A 17,990-nucleotide genomic window follows, 5' to 3' on the forward strand; every position below is an offset into this window, starting at 1 on the left:
GAGCGCGGAATGGTCGCCACGGGAGGGGTTTCCTCTTCGCGCAAAAAGTGATATCACTTTGCTAGCAAGGTGAAGTCACGTAGAAGGGGACGAGACGATGGCGGAGACATCGGGCGGGGTCGCTCTTGAGGGCACCGTCGTGGAGATGCCGGCCCCGCGCACCAGCGAGCGCCCGGTCAGGGCGGCCAACGGGTTCGTGATGCTGGCGGTCTCGACGCTGGTGTTCCTGGCCGGCGTGGCGCTGCTGGTGGTGGGCATCGCACTGCTCGCCTCGGGGGCCGGGCAGGGCGGGCTGTTCGTGATGATCGCCGGCGTGCTGGTGCTGGCGATCGGGTTCGTGATGTTCTTCGGGCTGACGGCCGTGGCGCCGGGCGAGGCCAGGGTGGTCCAGCTGCTCGGCCGGTACGTCGGCACGCTGCGCACCCCCGGCTTCCAGTGGGTCAACCCGATCACCGCACGCCGGCGGGTCTCCACGAGGATCCGCAACCACGAGACGGACGTGACGAAGGTCAACGACGCCGACGGCAACCCGATCCAGATCGCGACCGTGGTGGTCTGGCAGGTGGAGGACACCGCGCAGGCGGTGTTCGAGGTGGACGACTTCTTGGAGTTCGTGGCCATCCAGGCCGAGACGGCGGTCCGGCACATCGCGGGCAGCTATCCGTACGACGCGCACGGCGACCCGCGGCTTTCGCTGCGTGACAACGCCGACGAGATCAACGAGCAGTTGTCGGCGGAGATCGCGGCGCGGGTGTCGTCGGCCGGCGTCAAGGTCATCGAGTCGCGCATCATCCACCTGGCCTACGCGCCGGAGATCGCCCACGCCATGCTCCGCCGCCAGCAGGCGGGCGCGATCGTGGCGGCCAGGCAGCGGATCGTCGACGGCGCGGTCGGCATGGTCGAGATGGCCCTGGACAAGCTGGCCGAGCACGAGGTGGTCGAGCTGGACGAGGAGCGCAAGGCGGCCATGGTGAGCAACCTGCTCGTGGTGCTGGTCGGCGACCGCGACACCCAGCCCGTCGTCAACGCCGGCACGCTCTACCAGTAACCCGTGGAACGCAAGAAGATCCTGCTCCGGCTCGACCCGGTGGTGCACGACGCGCTCGCCAAGTGGGCCGCCGACGAGCTGCGCAGTACGAACTCCCAGATCGAGTTCCTGCTGCGCAGAGCGCTGGCCGAGGCGGGGCGCCTGCCCGACGGGGTGGGGCGGATGCGCCCGCGCGGGCGCCCGCGCAAGACCCCCGACGGCGAGAGCCGCGATGAGGAGGAACCACCCGATGCAGACGCCGGTGAGGCATCATGAGCCGCTGACCCGCTCAGCTTTCCTGCTGGCCTTCGACCTGCGCAAGGACCGGCTGGTCCAACACGTGGAGCTGGGCCACCTGCTGCGCGCCGCCGCGCTCGCCGAGCTGCTGCTCCAGGGCAGCCTGGCCGATGACGGGGGCAAGGCCAAGGCCGTGCGGCGGCCCGCCGGTCTCGCCCCCGCCTCGCTGCCCGCGGTCGTCTGGGAGGAGATCTCCACCTCGCCGCCGCGCTCCTGGCGGCGCTGGATCCGCAAGGACCACGCGAAAGCGGTCACGCTGGTCCGCGACGAGCTGGCCGCCGCCCGGGTGATCCGCGTGGAGCGGCGGCGGGTGCTGCTGTTCCCGGTGGAGCGGGTCGTGCCGCGCCGTCCGTACGTCTCGCGCCGGCTCGCCGAACGGGTGAGCAGGGCCGTGCGCGGCGGCCGGCCGGTGAGCCGCGTCGAGCCCGACCTCCGAGTGCTCGCCGCGCTGGCGGCGGCGGCCCGCATCAGATCGGTCGTCGGGGACGGCGATCCGCACGACGGCCGCGACCGCGTCGAACAACTCGCCCAGCCCGTCGAACCGATCGCCACCGCCCTCCGCAAGATCATCGACGCCATCAAGAGTTCAGCCGGCGCAGGCTGACCCACCCCACCTCCCCGAAAGGCGCGGCCGCCCCGAGGGGGGCGGCCTCCCGCGCACCTGGCGGAAGGCCGAGCCGCCCCAAGCCGGACGGCCTCACCGCGCAAGGCCGAGCCGCGCCCGACTGGGGCGGCCTCTGCGCGCAGCTCCCGGACCCCGCACGACGACAGCGGCGATCGCCTCCCCGCGTACCTCCAGTGAGCACGACGACACCCCTGAGGGGGAGCCTCATGACCATGTCCACGCAGGTGCCGGCCGTGCCGGCGGGCACTGTTCCCCGGGCGCTGGCGCCCGATCTCGCCAGGGGCGCGATGTTGCTGGCGATCGCGTTCGCGCACGCGCCGCTGTTCATCGACGGCACCAGCAAGAGCCCGCCCCTGGCCGGCGTCATCACCGACGTCTTCCACTTCCTGTTCGTCAACAATCACGCGCGGCCGCTGTTCGCGTTCCTGTTCGGCTACTCGCTGGTCCAGCTGCTCGACCGGCGGCTCGCGCGCGGCGCCGATTGGTTGGGGGCGCGCAAGCTGCTGCGTCGCCGCGGCTGGTGGCTGGTGGTGTTCGGGCTGGCGCACACGGCGCTGCTGGTCCCGATCGACATCCTGGCCGGCTATGGCGTGGCCGCCCTCATCCTGGTCCCCCTGCTGCGCCGCTCGGACAAGGCGCTGCTGTGGACGGCCGGGCTCACGCTGGTGCCCGGCACGCTGCTGATCGGGGCCGCCATGTGGCTGCCGATGTCGCAGGGGCAGCGCACGTACGAGGTGAGCGGCGTGGCCGTCGAGCCGGGCGTCTCCTACGCGGCCGGGATCGTCGAGCGGGTCTCCGTGTGGCCGCTCGCGCTGCTCATCGAGCTGCTCATGGTGGTCCCCGGCGTGGTGCTCGGCATGTGGGCGGCCCGCCGCCGCTTCCTCGACGAGCCGGAGCGGCACCGCCCGTTCCTGGTGCGCGCGGCCGTGCTCACCACCGTCGTGTCGATCGCCGGCTCACTGCCCGCCGCGCTCATGCACGCCGGCGTGTGGGCCGATCCGTCCGGTGCGGCGCTGTGGGCGGCGGTGCTGGCTCAGCCGCTCACCGGGTACGCCGGCGGCATCGGCATGGCGGCGATCGTCGCCCTCATCGCGATCAGGGCGGCGGAGCGGCGCGGCCGGTTCACCACCATGGTCGAGTCGCTCGGCCAGCGCTCGATGAGCATGTACCTGTTCCAGTCGGTCGCGTTCGTCCTGCTCTTCGCCCCGTACGCGCTGGGCCTCCAGGACGACCTGGGCAGGACGGGCGCCACGCTGGCCGGGGCGGCCACCTGGGCGCTGTCGCTGCTGCTGGCCGACGTGATGCGGCGGGCCGGTCACCGGGGCCCGGCCGAGCTGCTGCTGCGCCGCCTGGCCTACCGCTGAGCCGTCAGGGCTCCGGCCCGAGGTAGGCCAGCACCGCGGCCACCCGCCGGTGCACGTCGCCGCTGTTCTCCAGGCCGAGCTTGGTGAAGATGGCGTTGACGTTCTTCTCCACCGACGAGATCGACAGGTGCAGGGCGCGGGCGATGGCGGCGTTCGTCCGGCCGTGGGCCATCTCACGCAGTACGTCCCGCTCCCGCGCGGTCAGCTCCTCCTGCTGGCCGCGCACGTCGCGCCTGGCCAGCAGGCCCTCCACCACCTTGGGGTCGATGACGGAGCCGCCCGCGGCCACCGCCTGGATCGCGCCGAGCAGCTCGTCCAGGTCGCCGACGCGGTCCTTGAGCAGGTACGCGTACCCCTCGGTGCCGTGCTTGAACAGCTCGAAGGCGAACAGGGCGTCCGAGAACTGCGACAGCACCACCACGCCCACCTCGGGGTGCGCGGCGCGGATGCGGTGGGCGGCGTCGATGCCCTCGAAGCCCTGCCGCCACTGCCCGCCGGGCATCCTGATGTCGGTGACGACGACGTGGGGGCGCAGGCGGCGTACGGCGTCGAGCAGCTCGTCGGCGTCACCGACCGCGCCGACGACGCTCACCTCGCCCGACAGCTCGAGCAGCCGCCTGGTGCCCTCGCGGACGAGGTAGTGGTCGTCGGCCACCACCGTGCGGATCTGCTCAGCCATCGACGGGCACCCATGCGTCCATCCGCGTCCCCTTCCCCGGTTCGCTGCCCACGGTCAGTCCGCCGCCGAGCGCGTCGAGGCGGTCGGCGAGGGTGGCGAGCCCTCTGCGGGCCGCCGTACTCGGGTCGAAGCCCGTGCCGTCGTCGGCCACGGTGGCGCGCAGGCGTCCGTCGTCCTGCGACAGGCGCACGTCGATGTGGCCGGGCGCGGCGTGTTTGAGTGCGTTGGTCACGGCCTCGCTGACCGTGAAGTACATGGCGCCCTCGATCTCGTCGGTGAAGCGGCGGGCGCGCAGCGGCGGCGGCGCGCTCACCGTCGTACGGACGGGCAGCCGCGAGCAGCGCTCCTCCACGGCCTCGACCAGCCCGCCCTGGCTGAGGGATGACGGGTGGATGCCGGCGGCCAGCTCGCGCAGGTCGTCGAGCGTCTGGCGGGCCTGCTCGCGCAGATGGGTCAGCATGTCGGGGCCCGCGCCCGTGGCCCTGGCGAGTTCGAGCCCGGCGATGAGGGCGACGAGCTGCTGCTGCACGCCGTCGTGGATGTTGCGCTCGATGCGGCGCCGCTCGGCCTCCTGCGCGTTGACCAGGCGGGTGACGAGCCCGGCGCTCTGGATGGCGAGCCCGGCGGGCACGGCGAGCGCTTCGAGCAGGCGCCGGTCGGTACGCGTGAGCGGCCCGCCGTCCCTGGGCCCGCAGGCGATGCGGCCGAGGCCGCCGGGCACGGGCAGCTCAAGGCCGGGCGGCCCGTCCTCCTCGCCGGCGACCACGCGGGTGCCGTCGGCGAGCGTGACGGCCGCCCACCTGAGGTCGAGCCCCGCGCGGATGGCGGCGGCGAGCCTGCCGAGCTGCTCCACGGGCTCGGAGGTGCCGGCGAGCGCGGTGCCGAGGTCGGACAGCACCTCGTCGGCGGTCGGCCGCAGGTCGAACACGAGGTGCAGGCGCGAGCCCCTGATGCCGACGCGGACGTCGAGCAGCCGGTGCCGGAAGATCGCCACGGTGATCGCGGCGGGCAGCGCCCCGACGATCGCCAGCATCCCGACCATGATGACGGGCCAGGCCTGCTCACGGGCGCCGAGCGAGCCGCCCAGGCCGAAGAAGAGCGCGACCACGCCGGCCAGGGTGGCGGCGGTGCCGCCGACCATCCACGCGTACTGCCCGCGCTCCCCGGGCGCGCTGCGCCGCCAGCGCACCACGAGCCCGCAGAACACCACCACCGCCATGATGACCACGACGAGCTGCCCGGCCGCCTGCACGAGCATGACGGCGAGATCGAGCGGCGTCACGGGGCCGCCCGGCGGGCCGTAGGGGTTCTCGACCATCAGCACGGTGCCGGCGGTGTGCACGACGAGCGCGGCGGCGGAGATCCACGCCACCGGACGCCAGCGCCGCGACGGCAGCCGGCCGTCGGGGAAGAGCAGCGGCACGAAGACCCAGGTCAGCGCGTAGAAGGGGGCGTAGAGGGCGGTGAGCGGGATGACGAGCAGGTCGGGTGCGCCGCGCGCGGCCAGGCCGACGCCGAGCCCGCCCAGCCCGAACAGCAGCGCGGCGGTCAGCAGCAGCGGGCCATAGCGCAGCTCGGGCCGCCGCACGGTCAGCAGCCAGCCCAGCGCGGGCAGCGGCAGCGCGATCACGACGTAGACCCACTGCGTCGCCGGGGCGGGCAGGCCGCTCTCCAGGAGCGCGCCCGTGGTGGCGGTCGCGGCCGCGGTCAGCGCCGTCAGCCCGGCCAGCGGCCTCGTACTCATAGGCTCCCATCGTGGCGAGCGGGCAGGTAGGCGTCTATGTGGTTATCCGCATATTTCGTACGGCCATCCGCACCTGCCATGACGGTGGTTCGCACGGTGGTCCCCGGCCGGGCGACGGCGATCGAATGGTGGACACGTAGCCGACCCCTGAAGGAGGGTGCATGATCACCCGATCGAAGCCCGCCCGGTTCCTCGCCGCCGCCACGCTCGCGGCGACCATGACGGTGACGACGACGGCGGCTTACGGGAGCGCCGCCGTACCCGCCCAGGCCGCCACCACCCCCACCGCGGGCGCCGTCGCTGCGCCGGCGATCCCGGACACGCCGGCGGGCAGGCAGCTCGGCTGGGTGCTGGAGGCGGTGTCCCGCGCGCCGCTCCCCGAGGCCGAGCTGCGCGCGCACTTCGCCGCGGGTTTCCTCGCGAGCATCCCGCCGGCCCAGATCAACCAGGTGATGGCGATGTTCAAGGGCCTGAAGCTGGAGCGGCTGACGTCCGCGCAGGACCGGCAGCTCGCGGCCCGCGCGCTGGTCGGCCGCACCCCGATCGACCTGGCGCTCACCGTCGACGGCGGCGGCCTGATCGACGGGCTGCGGTTCGGCGCGCCCGAGGTGCGCAGCTGGAGCGAGGCGGACCGGCGGCTGCGCGCGATCGCGCCGCGCACCGGCTTCCTGACGGCCGAGCTGACCGCCGGCGGCAGGTGCCGCCCCGTGCACGCCATCGCCGCGGGCAAGCGCCGGCCGCTCGGGTCCATGATCAAGCTGTACGTGCTCGGCACGCTCGCCCAGCAGATCAAGAGCGGCCGGTTCGGCTGGGACACCGAGCTGACGATCACGCCGGAGCTGAAGAGCCTGCCGGGCGGCGAGCTGCACGGGCGGCCCGACGGCAGCAAGGTCACCGTGCTGGAGGCGGCCAAGCTGATGATCTCGATCAGCGACAACACGGCCACCGACCTGCTGATCCACAAGGTGGGGCGCGAGGCGGTCGAGCGGACGCTGCGCTCCTGGGGGGTGCGCGACCGGCGCAACGAGCCGCTGCTGACCACCAGGGACCTGTTCGTGCTCAAGGGCGTGAAGTATCCGCGCCAGGCCAGGAAGTATCTGGCGATGAGCGAGGCGAAGCAGCGCTCCTACCTGGAGAAGGTGGTGGCCGGGCAGGACCTGTCGGCGTTCGAGCTGTACACGGCGCCGCGTGAGCTGGACACCGTGGAGTGGTTCGCCTCGCCCAACGACATCTGCCGGGCCTACACGGAGCTGGTGAAGCTCGGTGACGAGCGCATCGGGCAGGTCATGTCGATCAACGACGCCGGGCTGGGGCTGGACAGGAAGGCGTGGCCGACCGTGTGGTTCAAGGGCGGCTCCGAGCCCGGCCTGTCGGACGTGAGCTTCCTCGCGCGGACGGCCGGCGGGAAGACGTACGTGGTGGTGGCGATGGGGGCCGACGGGAAGTCTCCCATCAGCGAGGCGGCGACGCTCGACCAGATCGCCGTGGCACGCGGCGCCTTCACCCTCGCCAACGGCTCCTGACGCACCCAGAACGGCCGGGCGCCCCGCCTCGGACGAGCGTCGCCGCGGGTTTCCAGCGGCCAGACGCCCGGCTCCGGGCGGGCGCCTGGCTCCGGGTGGTCTTACTTCAGGGTCAGGCAGGCGACGCGGTCACCGGCGGTGCCGACCTGGGGGCCGGACTTCTTGGTGGCCTTGGAGTGGATGACCAGGGAGCCGGGCAGCTTGGCACGTTCCAGCGCCCAGTCGTTGCGGGCGGCCGAGCGGCCCTGGCCCTCCTCGTTGGTGGTGAAGTCGAGCCACACCTCGCTCACCGGGTCGATCTGGCCGGGGTGGTGCTGGTAATGGGGGCCGGCGGCCTCCGGGTCGGCGCCGCACGGCTTGGCGTGCAGGTGGGCGCCGTACGTGCGGCGCGGCCGCAGCCCCTCGACCACGAGCGAGGTGCGGGTCTGCCCACCGGACGACTCGACGGTGACGCTGGCCTGCGCCCCCTGGGGGGCGAGCTTGCGGTCGTAGACGATGGCCGCGGTGTCGTCCTTGGAGAACTCGCCCGCCGCGTTGAGATCGATCGTCTCGTCGGGCGCGGTCTTGGCGTTCTGGACCGGCGCGGACGGCCCCGCGCACGACGTGATGGAAGCCGCCACCGTGGCGGTCGCCGCCAGGCTGAGCAGGAACGCGGACACACGCATGAGACCCCCCATGATCCGAGCCCTTCCGGCACGCGGGCTCCGAGAGGCACCCACTCTAACGAGTGACCGGGCCGCTACGTATCGTCATTTCGCTGCAGCGCCATGTTTTGCCACGATCTCGTCGATGTGTGCCGCCAGTGTGACGTCCTTGTCCGTCAGGCGGCCCGCCGAGTGGGTGGTGAGCGCCAGGTGCAGCGTGCGCCAGCGGATGTCGATGTCGGGGTGATGGTCGAGCTCCTCGGCCCGTACCGCGATCTCGTCCACGATGCGGATCGCGGTCGGGAAGTCGGGCGCGGTGACCGTACGCCTGATCTCCTCGCCCACGCGCTGCCAGGCCGGCACGGTGGCGAGCTTGCTCTCGATGTCCATGACATCACCGTACGGCGGCGCCCCCGTGCGCGTCCGGAGGCGCCGTCGTGGTGTCAGCCGAAGTGCGCTCTGGTCTCCGCGAACGCCTGGTCGGTGCCCTCCAGCGCGGCCGCCACGTCCTCCTCGGTGTGGGCGGCCGACAGGAACCAGTTGTGCCAGGGGTGCAGGTAGACGCCGTGCCGCAGGCAGGCGTCCGTCCAGTGCATGGCCGCCGACAGGTCGGCGTCGCCGTCGAAGCTGAGCCATGGGATCGTCACGGGGCCGGTCTGGTTGATCGTGAACCCGTGGGACTTGGCCTGCGCGTACAGGCCCTCCCTGAGCTGGGTGCCGGCCCGCTCCATCGCGGCGATGCCGTCGGTGTCGCGCAGGGTCTCGATCGTGGCCTTGGCCGCCGCCATCGCCACCGCGGAGAACCAGAACGAGCCGGTCGAGTAGAGCTGCTGCGCCGCGCCGCGCAGCGCGTCGGTGCCGGTGACGGCGGCGATCGGGTAGCCGTTGGCCATCGCCTTCGACCAGGCGGTCAGGTCGGGGCGCACGCCGTACGGCTCCCACGACCCGCGCAGGTCGATGCGGAACCCGGCGCGCACGTCGTCGATGACCAGCGCCGCGCCGATGCGGTCGGCCAGGGCCCGCGCGCCGCGCGCGAAGGCGGGCTCCACCAGCTCCTGGTCCTCGAACGAGTCGTGCTTGAAGGGCGTGACGATGATCGCCGCCACGTCGCCCTCGACGGTGGCGGCGGCGGCCTCCAGCGACTCCAGCGAGTTGTAGGCGAACTCGACGAGGTCGGCCCGCTCGTTGGGGGTGGTGCCGGCGGGCGACGGCGTGCACCAGGGGTCGGCCCCGTGGTACGCCCCGTGCGCCATGAGCACCTTCGTCCTGCCGGTCGCCGCCCGCGCGACCATGAGGGCCTGGGTGGTGGCGTCGGTGCCGTTCTTGGAGAACATCGCCCAGTCGGCGCTGGGGATGGTGTCCACCAGCAGCTCGGCCAGCTCCACCATGATCGCGCCAGGCCCGTTGAGGCAGTCGCCGAGCGCGGCCTGCCGGGCGGCGGCCTCCTCGACGCGCGGGTGGTGGTGGCCCAGTACGACCGGGCCCCAGCTGCACATGAAATCGATGTACTCGCGGCCGTTCGCGTCCCACTGGCGGCAGCCCTGGCCGCGCTCGAAGAACTGCGGGAAGCCGGGGGCGAACAGGGCGGCGTTGAGGTGGCCGTACATGCCGCCCGGGACGACCTTGAGTGCGCGTAGACGAAGCTCTGCGTCGGTCATGGGAGTGAGTCCTTGAGGAGGGAGACGCCCTTTCACAGGAGGGCGAGGGTGGAGTCGAGATCGGTCAGCCCGGCGTCGGAGCCGAGGCCGGTGGCGACGCGGGCGGCCGCGGCGGTGCCCCAGCGGGCGGCGGTCAGGACGTCGCGGTCGTGGAGGAGCCCGGTCAGGAACCCGGCGCAGTACGCGTCACCGCACCCGGTCGTGTCGGCCACCTCCGTCTTGAGCGCCGGCACCCGCTCCTCGCCGTCCGCCGTGACGACGAGGCTGCCCGCCTCCCCCTGCGTGACGAGCACGCCACGGGGGCCGTCGGCGAGCAGCGCTCGCGCGGCGGACGCGACGTCGGATTCGCCGGTCATGAGCAGGGCCTGCGACTCGTTGGGCAGGACGTAGTCCACGTGCGGCAGGAACGCCCTGGCCATGCCCAGCAGGTCGGGCATCTCCGACAGCAGGTCCATCGTGACGATGGTGCCGGCCGCGCGCAGCTCGTCGAGCAGGGCGAAGAAGGCGGGGTCGCCGAGGCCGAACGTGACGTCCATGCCGCCCAGGTGCACCGCCCTGGCGCGGCGCAGCACGGCCACGTCGAGGTCGGCGTAGGCGACGGTGAGGTTGGCGCCCGGCACGTGGAAGCTGGGGCGGCCGCCGTCCGGCCTGATGGGCAGGATCGAGGCCGCCGTGCGCTCCCCTGCCCTGCGGACCAGCGCGGAGGTGTCGACCCCGCGCTTGGCCAGCACCATGAGCAGGAAGTCGGCGAGCTCGTCGTCGCCGACCGCTCCCATGGTGACCACGTCGTTGCCCAGCTTGACCAGATCGACCGCGGTGCCCGCGGCGGCGCCCGCCGCGGTCAGGCGGATCTGGTCGACCAGCACGGTGTCCTGGCCCTCGGGGATGTGATCGACGGGCCTGGCGAGGATGTCGACGATGTGGACGCCGACGGTGACGACGGTCATAGTCTAAATAGACAGACGTCCGAATAAAAAGTCAACGGAGGGGCCGATGCCGAAGATCGTCGATCACGACGAGCGCAGGCGCGAGGTCATGTCAGCGGCGCGCCGGGTGATCGTCAGGGACGGCATCGACGCCGCCACCACCCGCGCCATCGCCAAGGAGGCGGGCTACTCCAACGGGGTCCTCGCCCACTACTTCGCCGACAAGGACGAGATCCTGCTCTCCGCGCTGCGGCAGTCGCACGAGCGCATCCGCGCCCGCCTGACCGCCAAGGTCGAGGGAGCCGCCGGGCCGCTGGCCGCGCTGCGCGAACTGCTCCTGGACAACCTGCCCCTGGACGCCGACCGCGCCCAGGAGACCCGCCTGGAGGTCAGCTTCTGGAGCCGCAGCCTCGCCACCGAGGAGCTGGCCGAGGTCCAGCGCGCAGAGGCGAGCGACCTACGAACCGCCGTCCGCGCCCTCCTCGACCGCGCCCAGGAGGCGGGCGAGCTACGCCACAGCGCCGGCAAGGCGGGCGAGCCGCGCGAAGAGGCCCGGGAGGCGAGTGGGGTGCGCGGCGACCGGATCCTTGCCGGCAGCCCCGATGACCTCGCCGCCCCCAGCACCTCCAAGACCCCCAGCACACCCGACGACCTCGACGACCTCGCTGAGGAGTTGCTGGCGCTGGTCGATGGGCTGAGCCTGCATCTGCTGCTCTATCCCGGGCGGTTGAGCCGGGAGCGGGCCGAGCGGATCATGCTGGGCGCGATCGAGCGCCTGTGATGGACTACATTCCCGGCATATGACCTTTCGCGAGCAATTGTGCGAGTACGGCCGCCGCGCCGTCGAGCTGGGCCTGGTCATCGGGACGTCCGGGAACCTCAGCGTGCGCGAGGGCGACCGGATCGCGGTGACCCCGTCGGGCGTCGCGCTCGACCGGCTGACCCCCGAGATGTGCCCGATCGTGGACCCGGCGGGCCGGCTCGTCGAGGGCGACCTGCAGCCGTCCAGCGAGACCCCCATGCACCTGGCCGTCTACGGGACCACCGACGCGCGGGCCGTGGTGCACACGCACTCGGTCTTCGGCACGGTGGTGGCCACCACGATGACCGAGCTGCCGCCGGTGCACTACAACACGCTGCTGCTCGGCGGGGTGGTCAGGGTGGCGCCGTACGCCACGTACGGCACGCCCGAGCTGGCCGCGAACGTGCGCGCCGCCCTGGAGGGCAGGCGGGCCGCCCTGATGGCCAACCACGGCGGGGTGAGCATCGGGGCGACGCTGGAGGAGGCGTTCGAGGCCACGCGGGTGCTGGAGTGGCTGTGCGAGGTGTACGTGCGCGCGTCCGGCGTCGGCAAGCCGGCCGTCCTGACGGACGAGCAGCTCACCGCCGTCGCCGAACGCGCGCTCAACCCGCCCGAGTTCCCCCGGGCCTGACCGGCGTCACGCCAGCGCGACCTGCTCGGCGAGGCCGAGCGGGAGCCCGCCGGAGCCCGCGATGCGGTCGTGGAACTCCTTCAGGGTGCCGCGGAACGACTCCCGGATGCGGTCGATCTCGATGGCGCCCGTCAGGTAGGAGGGGGCCTGCGTCGGCCAGGCGCAGTAGCGGTTGACCTCGCCCTGCGCGGTGCCGGGCGACAGCGACGACTTGGTCGACATGAACGTCTCCGCGTCCTCGATCGACATGTCCTCGCAGTGCAGCGCGGTGTCCACGATGATGCGGGCGGCACGGAACATCCGGAAGTCGAGGTGCGCGAGCAGGGTGGCCGGGGTGTCGAAGTAGCCGTGCTCCTGCAGCAGCTTCTCGACGTAGAGGGCCCAGCCCTCGGTGAAGTACGGCGTCCTGAAGACCTTCCTGACCGTACGCGGGTTCTCCGCGATGTACGACAGGTGCCAGTGGTGCCCCGGGTACGCCTCGTGCACCGCGATCGACGGCATCTGGGCGTGCGCGTTGGTCCGCAGCCGCTGGCGTACCTGATCGGGGGTGAAGTCGTCCGGCGTGAACGGCACGAAGAAGACGCCCTGCCGCGAGGCGCTGAGCGGCGGCGGCGCCATGTAGTGGGCCACGGACAGCACCGGGCGGTTGTACTCGGCGGACGGCAGCACCAGGCACTCCTCGCCGTCGGCGAAGGTGACCAGATCGTGCTCGCGGACGAACGCCTGGGCGCGCCTGGTCTCGGCCTCGTACTCGGCGCGCATCTCGTCGAGCGTGGCCGGGTGGTCGTCCATGAGGAACTCCATGGCGGCCCGCCAGTCGCGGCTCCCGTTGACCTGGACCGCGACCTCCTGCATGCGGGCGTCCAGCTCGGCCCAGGCGGCCCTGCCCTTCTCGTGCAGCTCGGCGGCGCCGTAGCCGAGCATCTCGCGCTCGCGCAGCAGCGTGGAGTAGAGCCGCTCCCCCATGCGCCAGGTGCCGCCGCACTCGAAGGTCTCGAGGAAGGTGACCAGCTCGTCGAAGGCGCGCGCGGCCGGCTCGGCGGCCTCGGCCAGGCGGGCGCGCAGCCCGGGGTCCTCGACCATGGACGGGATCGTGCGGGTGAGGAAGTTCCGGCCGGTACGCGCCTGCCCGAGCCCCCGCTTGACCAGCAGCGGGGCGGCCAGGTCGGGATCGAGGTTGGCGCGGCAGGCGGCGAGCACGCCGGGCACCTCGGCCAGCCGGGACAGCGCGGCGCTCACCAGCTCGGGCTCGGGCTTGAGCCGGTGCTGGAAGGGGGCGTACAGGGAGGTGAAGATCGTGCCGAGGTAGACGCTCGGGTCGCGGCGCCACTCGGGCCAGGCCGCCTCCGCGATGGCGCCTCTGAGCTGCGACAGGACGAGGTCCCTGTCGATCGCGTCGTCCAGAGTGGGGGCTTCCTGGGCCGAGAGGCGTTCGAGCCAGCGGACCTGCTCGCGCTCGCGGTTGTGCCAGGCGTCGGCGGTCCAGTCGCCGAGTGTGTGGTCGTAGCCGTCGGCTCCCAGCGTGGCGGCGACGATCGGATGGTGGGAAAAGTACCACTTGAGAAACTCGTCCACCGGTGCACCATATCCTGAGCAAATGCCCCTCCAGATCACTGGCGCGCTAGGTGACCCTGACCTGATCCGCCTCCCCTGGGAAGTCCCGCTGCAGGACTGGCCGCAGCACCATCTGGTCGATCTGCCGCGCGGCATCTCGCGGCACGTGGTCCGCTTCGCCCGGCTCTCCGGCAAGGTGTACGCGATCAAGGAGATCAGCGAACGGTACGCCAAGCGGGAGTACCAGCTCCTGTGGGACCTGGCCAGGCTCGACGCGCCCGCCGTCGAACCCGTCGCGTACGTCACCGGCCGCGAGGACGGCCTCGACGCCGCGCTCATCACCCGCCACCTGCAGTTCTCGCTGCCCTACCGCGCGGTCATGTCGGGCACCCTGCGTCCCGACACGCTCACCCGCCTGCTCGACGCGCTGGCCGTGCTGCTGGTGCGGCTGCATCTCAACGGCTTCTACTGGGGTGACTGCTCGCTGTCCAACACACTGTTCAGGCGGGACGCGGGCGCGTTCGCGGCGTACCTGGTGGACGCCGAGACCGGCGAGATGCACCCGATGATCAGCGAGGGCCAGCGGCTCGGCGACATCGACACCGCGCACATGAACATCTTCGGCGAGATGCTCGACCTTGAGGCCGGCGGGCTGCTGCACCCGTCGATCGACCCCATGGAGACCGCCGAGGACATCGTGGCCCGCTACCACCGCCTCTGGAACGAGATCAACGAGAGCGAGATCATCGAGGAGGTCGACTGGCACCGCGTGGAGCAGCGCATCAGGCGGCTCAACCTGCTGGGCTTCGACGTCGCCGAGATGATGGTGCGGCGCAAGGTCGGCACAGGACGGCTCATCGTGCGGCCGAAGGTCGTGGACGCCGGGCACCACCAGCGGCGGCTGCTCAGGCTGACCGGCCTCGACGTCGAGGAGAACCAGGCCAGGCGGCTGCTCAACGACCTCGACGGCTTCCGGGTGGCCAAGGGCCTGCGCCACGAGGACGAGGCCATCGTGGCGCACCGGTGGCTGGCCGAGGTGTTCCAGCCGACGGTCGAGGCGATCCCGGCCGAGCTGCGCGGCAAGCTGGAGCCCGCGCAGCTCTTCCACGAGATCCTGGACCACCGGTGGTACCTGTCGGAGCAGGCGGGCGCCGACGTCGGGCTGGCCAAGGCGGCGGAGTCGTACGTGGACAACATCCTCGTGCACAAGCCCGACGAGCGAGCGCTGCTACCGGAAGACGCTGATCAGTAGGCCCGGTCAGTAGGCCCGGTCAGTAGGCGACGCAGATGCGCTTACGGACGTTGGCGTTCTTCTCCAGCTCGTCGGCGATCGCCACCGCGTAGTCCTCCGCGCTGATGAAGCTGCGGCCCTGCTCGTCGCTGAGCAGGGTGTCGCCGCCCACCCTGAACACGCCGGTGCGCTCCCCCGGCGCGATCTCCGCCGCCGGGGAGACGAACGTCCAGTCGAGGTCGTCGACCTCGCGGTAGAAGCGCAGCAGGGCCCGCCCGGCCAGCGCCTCCTTCTTGTAGAGCTCGGGGAAGTCAGGCGTGTCCACGAGGTCCTGGCCGGGGGCCACCTGGAGGCTGCCGGCGCCGCCGACCACGATCAGCCGGCGCACCCCGGCCGCGCGCAGGCCGTCGACGAGCGCCTTGTTGGCCTCGGTGAACGGCGGCTCGGGCTCGGTGCCGTCGCGCGGCGGGGCGATGGCGGAGACGACGGCGTCGTGGCCGGGGGCCAGGACGGCGGTGTCGCGGACGTCGCCCTTGACGGGGCCGCCGCTGCGGCTGACGCCGGTCACCTCGTGGCCGCGGTCACGGAGCTCGGCGGCGATGCGCTGCCCGACCATGCCGGTCGCGCCAAAGACAAGGATCTTCATACGGCCAAGAGTATCCATCGGGTACTGGTTACTTCATCGTGCTATAAGTACCTCATGGATACTGGCGACGTCTTCGATCCCGACTGCCCGACGCGGGTGGTCCTCGACCGGATCGGCGACAAGTGGTCGGCCCTCGTGGTGCTCTGCCTCATCGGGGGACCGATGCGGTTCACCCAGCTCAGGGCGCGGATCGGCGGGGTCACGCCCAAGGTGCTGACCCAGACGCTGCGCGCGATGGAGCAGGACGGGCTGCTGACGCGCGAGGTGTTCGCGGAGGTGCCGCCGCGCGTCGAGTACACGCTGACCGACCTCGGGCGCTCGCTGCACGGGCCGATCTCGGTGGTGGCCGAGTGGGCGGAGGACAACGTCCACGAGATCATGCGCTGCCGCGAGAAGCACGCGCGGCTCTGATCGGCCCCAGCGAGCCGATCAGAGCCGGAGAATTCAGGACGTGGTCAGCTTGGTGATCTCGGCGACGATGTCGGGCCACAGGGCCTTCGGCAGGTCGTGCCCCATCCCCGGATACGTCACCAGCCGCGCCCCCGGCACCGCCTCCGCCGTCGCCCGGCCGCCGGCCACCGGGATCAGCGGATCGGCCTCGCCGTGGATCACCAGCGTGGGTGCGCCGACGCCCGCCAGCGCCCGCGTACGGTCGCCCGACGCCCTGATGGCCGCGAACTGCCGCGCCGTGCCCGCCGGGTCGAAGCAGCGGTCGTAGGCCAGGCCGGCCCGTTCCCTGATGGCCTCCTCGTCCAGCTCGTAGCCCGGTGAGCCGATCGTCGACCAGGTCACCACCGACTGGTCGAGCACGCCGGCGCGGTCGGCGGGCGGCGGCGTCATGAGCGCGGTCATCGCCTCGGGGGTGGGCGGGGCGACGTCGGGTCCCGGCGTGGACATGATGGAGGTCAGGGTCAGCACCCGCTCGGGGTGCTCGATGGCCAGCGTCTGGGCGATCATGCCGCCCATCGAGGCGCCCACGACGTGCGCGGACGGCCAGCCGATGGCGTCCATGAACGCGGCGGTGTCGGCGGCCATGTCCGTCAGCGAGTACGGCACGGGCGCCCCCGGCTGGGGGACGCCCGCGTCGTGGATGTGCGTGGACAGTCCCGCGTCGCGGTTGTCGAACCGTACGACGTGGTGTCCCTGCTCCGCGAGGAGCCGGCAGAACCCTTCGTCCCACTGGATGAGCTGGGCGCCGAGCCCCATGATCAGGAGGAGCGGCCGCCCTGTGGGTGCGCCGAAGCTGTCATAGGCGATCTCAATGCCGTTTGCGGCTACACGGGTCGTCACGCAGGCCAGAATGACATTCTGGTGCCTGTGGCGTAAAGCCGTCAGCGGGCGGCCGGTACGGCGATGCCGCCGGCCTGGGAGTCCTGCTCCTGGTCGGCGGGCGGGGGCGCCGGGTTCCTGTCACGCCTGGACCAGGCGCCGGTCGAGAACGGGACCGGGTGGTTCTTCTTGCCCACGCCGTCGCCCCACTTGGTGATGACGTAATCGACCTCGATGTGGCCCTGGCCGCCGACGCCGTCCACGCCGAGCGTGCTGGAGTTGAACCTGCCGCCGGTCAGCTCGGCGAACGTCTTGGCGTCGAGGTCGAGCATGATGCCGCGGTTGGAGGGCTCGCCCGGCCCGCGGTCACCGACGAAGAAGGGCGCCTTCTTGCCCTTGTAGACCACGTAACCCTCGGTCATCAGCGGCCAGCTCGGGCTGGCGGCCAGACCCTTCTGCATGGGCTTGCCGCTGGCCGGCAGCCCGGTGTCACCGGCCCGGCCGGAGGCGTCGTCCCAGAAGTACGAGGCCGTGGTCGAGCCCTTGAGCAGGATCTTCTTGTCTTTGTCGGGGGTGTCGGCGTGCGCAGCGGTACTGGCGCAGGTCAGCATGCCGACGCAGCAGGCGGTCAGCGTGGCGAGGGAACGCAGGCTGAAACGGGCAGACATGAAGCAGCAAAACCCTTCACGAGGGGACGGGGGAGTTGCGCTCGGGCGCGAGGGGATGAGGGCGCGGCGGGGCGGGGGACCCCGCAGCGCTACGCGGAGCGCAAATGACGAGCCTGGGGAAGGGGGCCGCTCAGCGGGCGGCCGTCAAAGAGCGGTCTGGGGGTACGACGCGCTGGAACATGTAATACGTGATCCTCTCCATCACGCCTACCGGGTTAGCTGACGGGTTCGGGCGGTGGAGTTGCCCTACCGGCCGCGCGGGCCGGATTCACCCCGAATGCGGGTGGTTCCCCGGTTCCCGAATGGTTCGGGATTCGGCGCCAGCCGGTCGTCCGTCTTGGGTAAGGACTAGGTCACCGGCTGGTAATGGCGAACACTCTAACGACGGGATCGGACACCCGCAAACGTTTCACCACGAATCGGACAAAGATCTACCTTCAGCGGGAATGCATACAAAAAGGGGGCACGGCATGCCGTGCCCCCTGAGGATTCAGTCCTCAGCCGCCGCTCTTGCGCCTGAATGATCTCTTATTGGCAGCCGGACCGTGCGCCCCGTGGATCTTCGATGGGTCGACGCCCCTGCCACCCGCGCCCGCGCCCGCCTGCTGGCTGCGCTTGCGCTCCAGCGCTTCGCGGAACTTGCGCTTCATCTCGTCCTCGGGAGTTTCGCTGACTTCCGGCTCCGGTGTATCCGCCATGAGG

General features: G+C 71.8%; 19 protein-coding genes, 1 pseudogene and 1 riboswitch. Of the genes and pseudogenes, 9 read left to right on the forward strand and 11 right to left on the reverse strand.

The annotated features are described in order from the left end of the window. Positions 1-97: 97 nt before the first annotated feature. The 4 genes from AB0K18_RS12800 (at position 98) to AB0K18_RS12815 (ending at position 3,313) form a co-directional block, all read left to right on the forward strand. On the forward strand, positions 98-1,048 hold the full coding sequence (locus AB0K18_RS12800; RefSeq protein ID WP_364913967.1) for an SPFH domain-containing protein: 951 nt from the start codon (positions 98-100) through the stop codon (positions 1,046-1,048). 3 nt (positions 1,049-1,051) lie between these two features. Continuing rightward, complete coding sequence (locus AB0K18_RS12805; protein WP_364913969.1) at positions 1,052-1,303, forward strand: hypothetical protein; 252 nt, start codon at positions 1,052-1,054, stop codon at positions 1,301-1,303. After that, positions 1,290-1,928, forward strand: a complete 639-nt coding sequence (locus AB0K18_RS12810; RefSeq protein ID WP_364913972.1) for a GPP34 family phosphoprotein — start codon at positions 1,290-1,292, stop codon at positions 1,926-1,928. The genes AB0K18_RS12805 and AB0K18_RS12810 overlap by 14 nt, the downstream gene beginning before the upstream one ends. 227 nt (positions 1,929-2,155) lie before the next feature. Further along, positions 2,156-3,313: a DUF418 domain-containing protein gene (locus tag AB0K18_RS12815; RefSeq protein WP_364913974.1), complete on the forward strand. Its 1,158-nt coding sequence runs from the start codon at positions 2,156-2,158 to the stop codon at positions 3,311-3,313. A 4-nt stretch (positions 3,314-3,317) separates the two neighbouring features. Here the strand turns inward: AB0K18_RS12815 and AB0K18_RS12820 are convergent, their stop codons facing one another. Together AB0K18_RS12820 and AB0K18_RS12825 are read right to left on the reverse strand one after the other, a co-directional pair. Further along, positions 3,318-3,992: a response regulator transcription factor gene (locus AB0K18_RS12820; protein WP_364370099.1), complete on the reverse strand. Its 675-nt coding sequence runs from the start codon at positions 3,990-3,992 to the stop codon at positions 3,318-3,320. After that, complete coding sequence (locus AB0K18_RS12825) at positions 3,985-5,736, reverse strand: ATP-binding protein (RefSeq protein ID WP_364913977.1); 1,752 nt, start codon at positions 5,734-5,736, stop codon at positions 3,985-3,987. Before AB0K18_RS12825 ends, AB0K18_RS12820 begins: the two co-directional genes overlap by 8 nt. 161 nt (positions 5,737-5,897) lie before the next feature. On the opposite strand from AB0K18_RS12825, the gene AB0K18_RS12830 reads away from it, so the two are divergent. Next, positions 5,898-7,259, forward strand: a complete 1,362-nt coding sequence (locus tag AB0K18_RS12830) for a serine hydrolase (protein WP_364913980.1) — start codon at positions 5,898-5,900, stop codon at positions 7,257-7,259. A gap of 101 nt (positions 7,260-7,360) precedes the next feature. Here the strand turns inward: AB0K18_RS12830 and AB0K18_RS12835 are convergent, their stop codons facing one another. From AB0K18_RS12835 to AB0K18_RS12850, 4 genes are all read right to left on the reverse strand, one after another. Beyond that, complete coding sequence (locus AB0K18_RS12835) at positions 7,361-7,924, reverse strand: superoxide dismutase family protein (protein ID WP_364913982.1); 564 nt, start codon at positions 7,922-7,924, stop codon at positions 7,361-7,363. 84 nt (positions 7,925-8,008) lie between these two features. Then, the gene (locus AB0K18_RS12840) at positions 8,009-8,293 is read right to left on the reverse strand and encodes a 4a-hydroxytetrahydrobiopterin dehydratase (protein ID WP_364913985.1); all 285 of its coding nucleotides are present in this window, start codon (positions 8,291-8,293) and stop codon (positions 8,009-8,011) included. A gap of 53 nt (positions 8,294-8,346) precedes the next feature. After that, complete coding sequence (locus AB0K18_RS12845; RefSeq protein ID WP_364913987.1) at positions 8,347-9,561, reverse strand: aminotransferase class III-fold pyridoxal phosphate-dependent enzyme; 1,215 nt, start codon at positions 9,559-9,561, stop codon at positions 8,347-8,349. 32 nt (positions 9,562-9,593) lie between these two features. Continuing rightward, positions 9,594-10,508: a carbohydrate kinase family protein gene (locus AB0K18_RS12850; RefSeq protein ID WP_364913990.1), complete on the reverse strand. Its 915-nt coding sequence runs from the start codon at positions 10,506-10,508 to the stop codon at positions 9,594-9,596. Between the two features lie 46 nt (positions 10,509-10,554). On the opposite strand from AB0K18_RS12850, the gene AB0K18_RS12855 reads away from it, so the two are divergent. Further along, positions 10,555-11,268: a TetR family transcriptional regulator C-terminal domain-containing protein gene (locus tag AB0K18_RS12855; RefSeq protein ID WP_364913993.1), complete on the forward strand. Its 714-nt coding sequence runs from the start codon at positions 10,555-10,557 to the stop codon at positions 11,266-11,268. A 19-nt stretch (positions 11,269-11,287) separates the two neighbouring features. Continuing rightward, positions 11,288-11,920, forward strand: coding sequence for a class II aldolase/adducin family protein (locus AB0K18_RS12860; protein WP_364913996.1), 633 nt, complete (start codon positions 11,288-11,290; stop codon positions 11,918-11,920). 6 nt (positions 11,921-11,926) lie between these two features. Here AB0K18_RS12860 and AB0K18_RS12865 read toward each other — a convergent pair whose 3' ends face one another. Beyond that, positions 11,927-13,495, reverse strand: a complete 1,569-nt coding sequence (locus tag AB0K18_RS12865) for a DUF885 domain-containing protein (RefSeq protein ID WP_364913999.1) — start codon at positions 13,493-13,495, stop codon at positions 11,927-11,929. Positions 13,496-13,517: 22 nt separating this feature from the next. On the opposite strand from AB0K18_RS12865, the gene AB0K18_RS12870 reads away from it, so the two are divergent. Next, complete coding sequence (locus tag AB0K18_RS12870; protein WP_364914001.1) at positions 13,518-14,726, forward strand: DUF4032 domain-containing protein; 1,209 nt, start codon at positions 13,518-13,520, stop codon at positions 14,724-14,726. Between the two features lie 19 nt (positions 14,727-14,745). On the opposite strand, the gene AB0K18_RS12875 is transcribed toward AB0K18_RS12870, so the two are convergent. Beyond that, positions 14,746-15,351 (reverse strand): NAD(P)-dependent oxidoreductase, encoded by a 606-nt coding sequence (locus AB0K18_RS12875; protein WP_364914003.1) that lies wholly within the window; start codon positions 15,349-15,351, stop codon positions 14,746-14,748. Positions 15,352-15,405: 54 nt separating this feature from the next. Here AB0K18_RS12875 and AB0K18_RS12880 point away from each other — a divergent pair, with 54 nt between their 5' ends. Then, positions 15,406-15,762, forward strand: a complete 357-nt coding sequence (locus tag AB0K18_RS12880) for a helix-turn-helix domain-containing protein (RefSeq protein ID WP_364914006.1) — start codon at positions 15,406-15,408, stop codon at positions 15,760-15,762. A 33-nt stretch (positions 15,763-15,795) separates the two neighbouring features. Here the strand turns inward: AB0K18_RS12880 and AB0K18_RS12885 are convergent, their stop codons facing one another. From AB0K18_RS12885 to AB0K18_RS12895, 3 genes and pseudogenes are all read right to left on the reverse strand, one after another. Then, positions 15,796-16,641, reverse strand: coding sequence for an alpha/beta hydrolase (locus AB0K18_RS12885; RefSeq protein WP_364914008.1), 846 nt, complete (start codon positions 16,639-16,641; stop codon positions 15,796-15,798). Positions 16,642-16,805: 164 nt separating this feature from the next. After that, positions 16,806-17,231, reverse strand: a pseudogene (locus AB0K18_RS12890) (hypothetical protein); the annotation flags it as partial. 246 nt (positions 17,232-17,477) lie between these two features. Beyond that, positions 17,478-17,618, reverse strand: a riboswitch (cyclic di-AMP (ydaO/yuaA leader). A gap of 167 nt (positions 17,619-17,785) precedes the next feature. Continuing rightward, on the reverse strand, positions 17,786-17,986 hold the full coding sequence (locus AB0K18_RS12895; RefSeq protein WP_355418768.1) for a DUF5302 domain-containing protein: 201 nt from the start codon (positions 17,984-17,986) through the stop codon (positions 17,786-17,788). Between the last annotated feature and the right edge of the window lie 4 nt (positions 17,987-17,990).

The sequence above is a fragment of the Nonomuraea sp. NPDC049421 genome (assembly GCF_040677005.1).
Lineage (GTDB): Bacteria > Actinomycetota > Actinomycetes > Streptosporangiales > Streptosporangiaceae > Nonomuraea > Nonomuraea salmonea.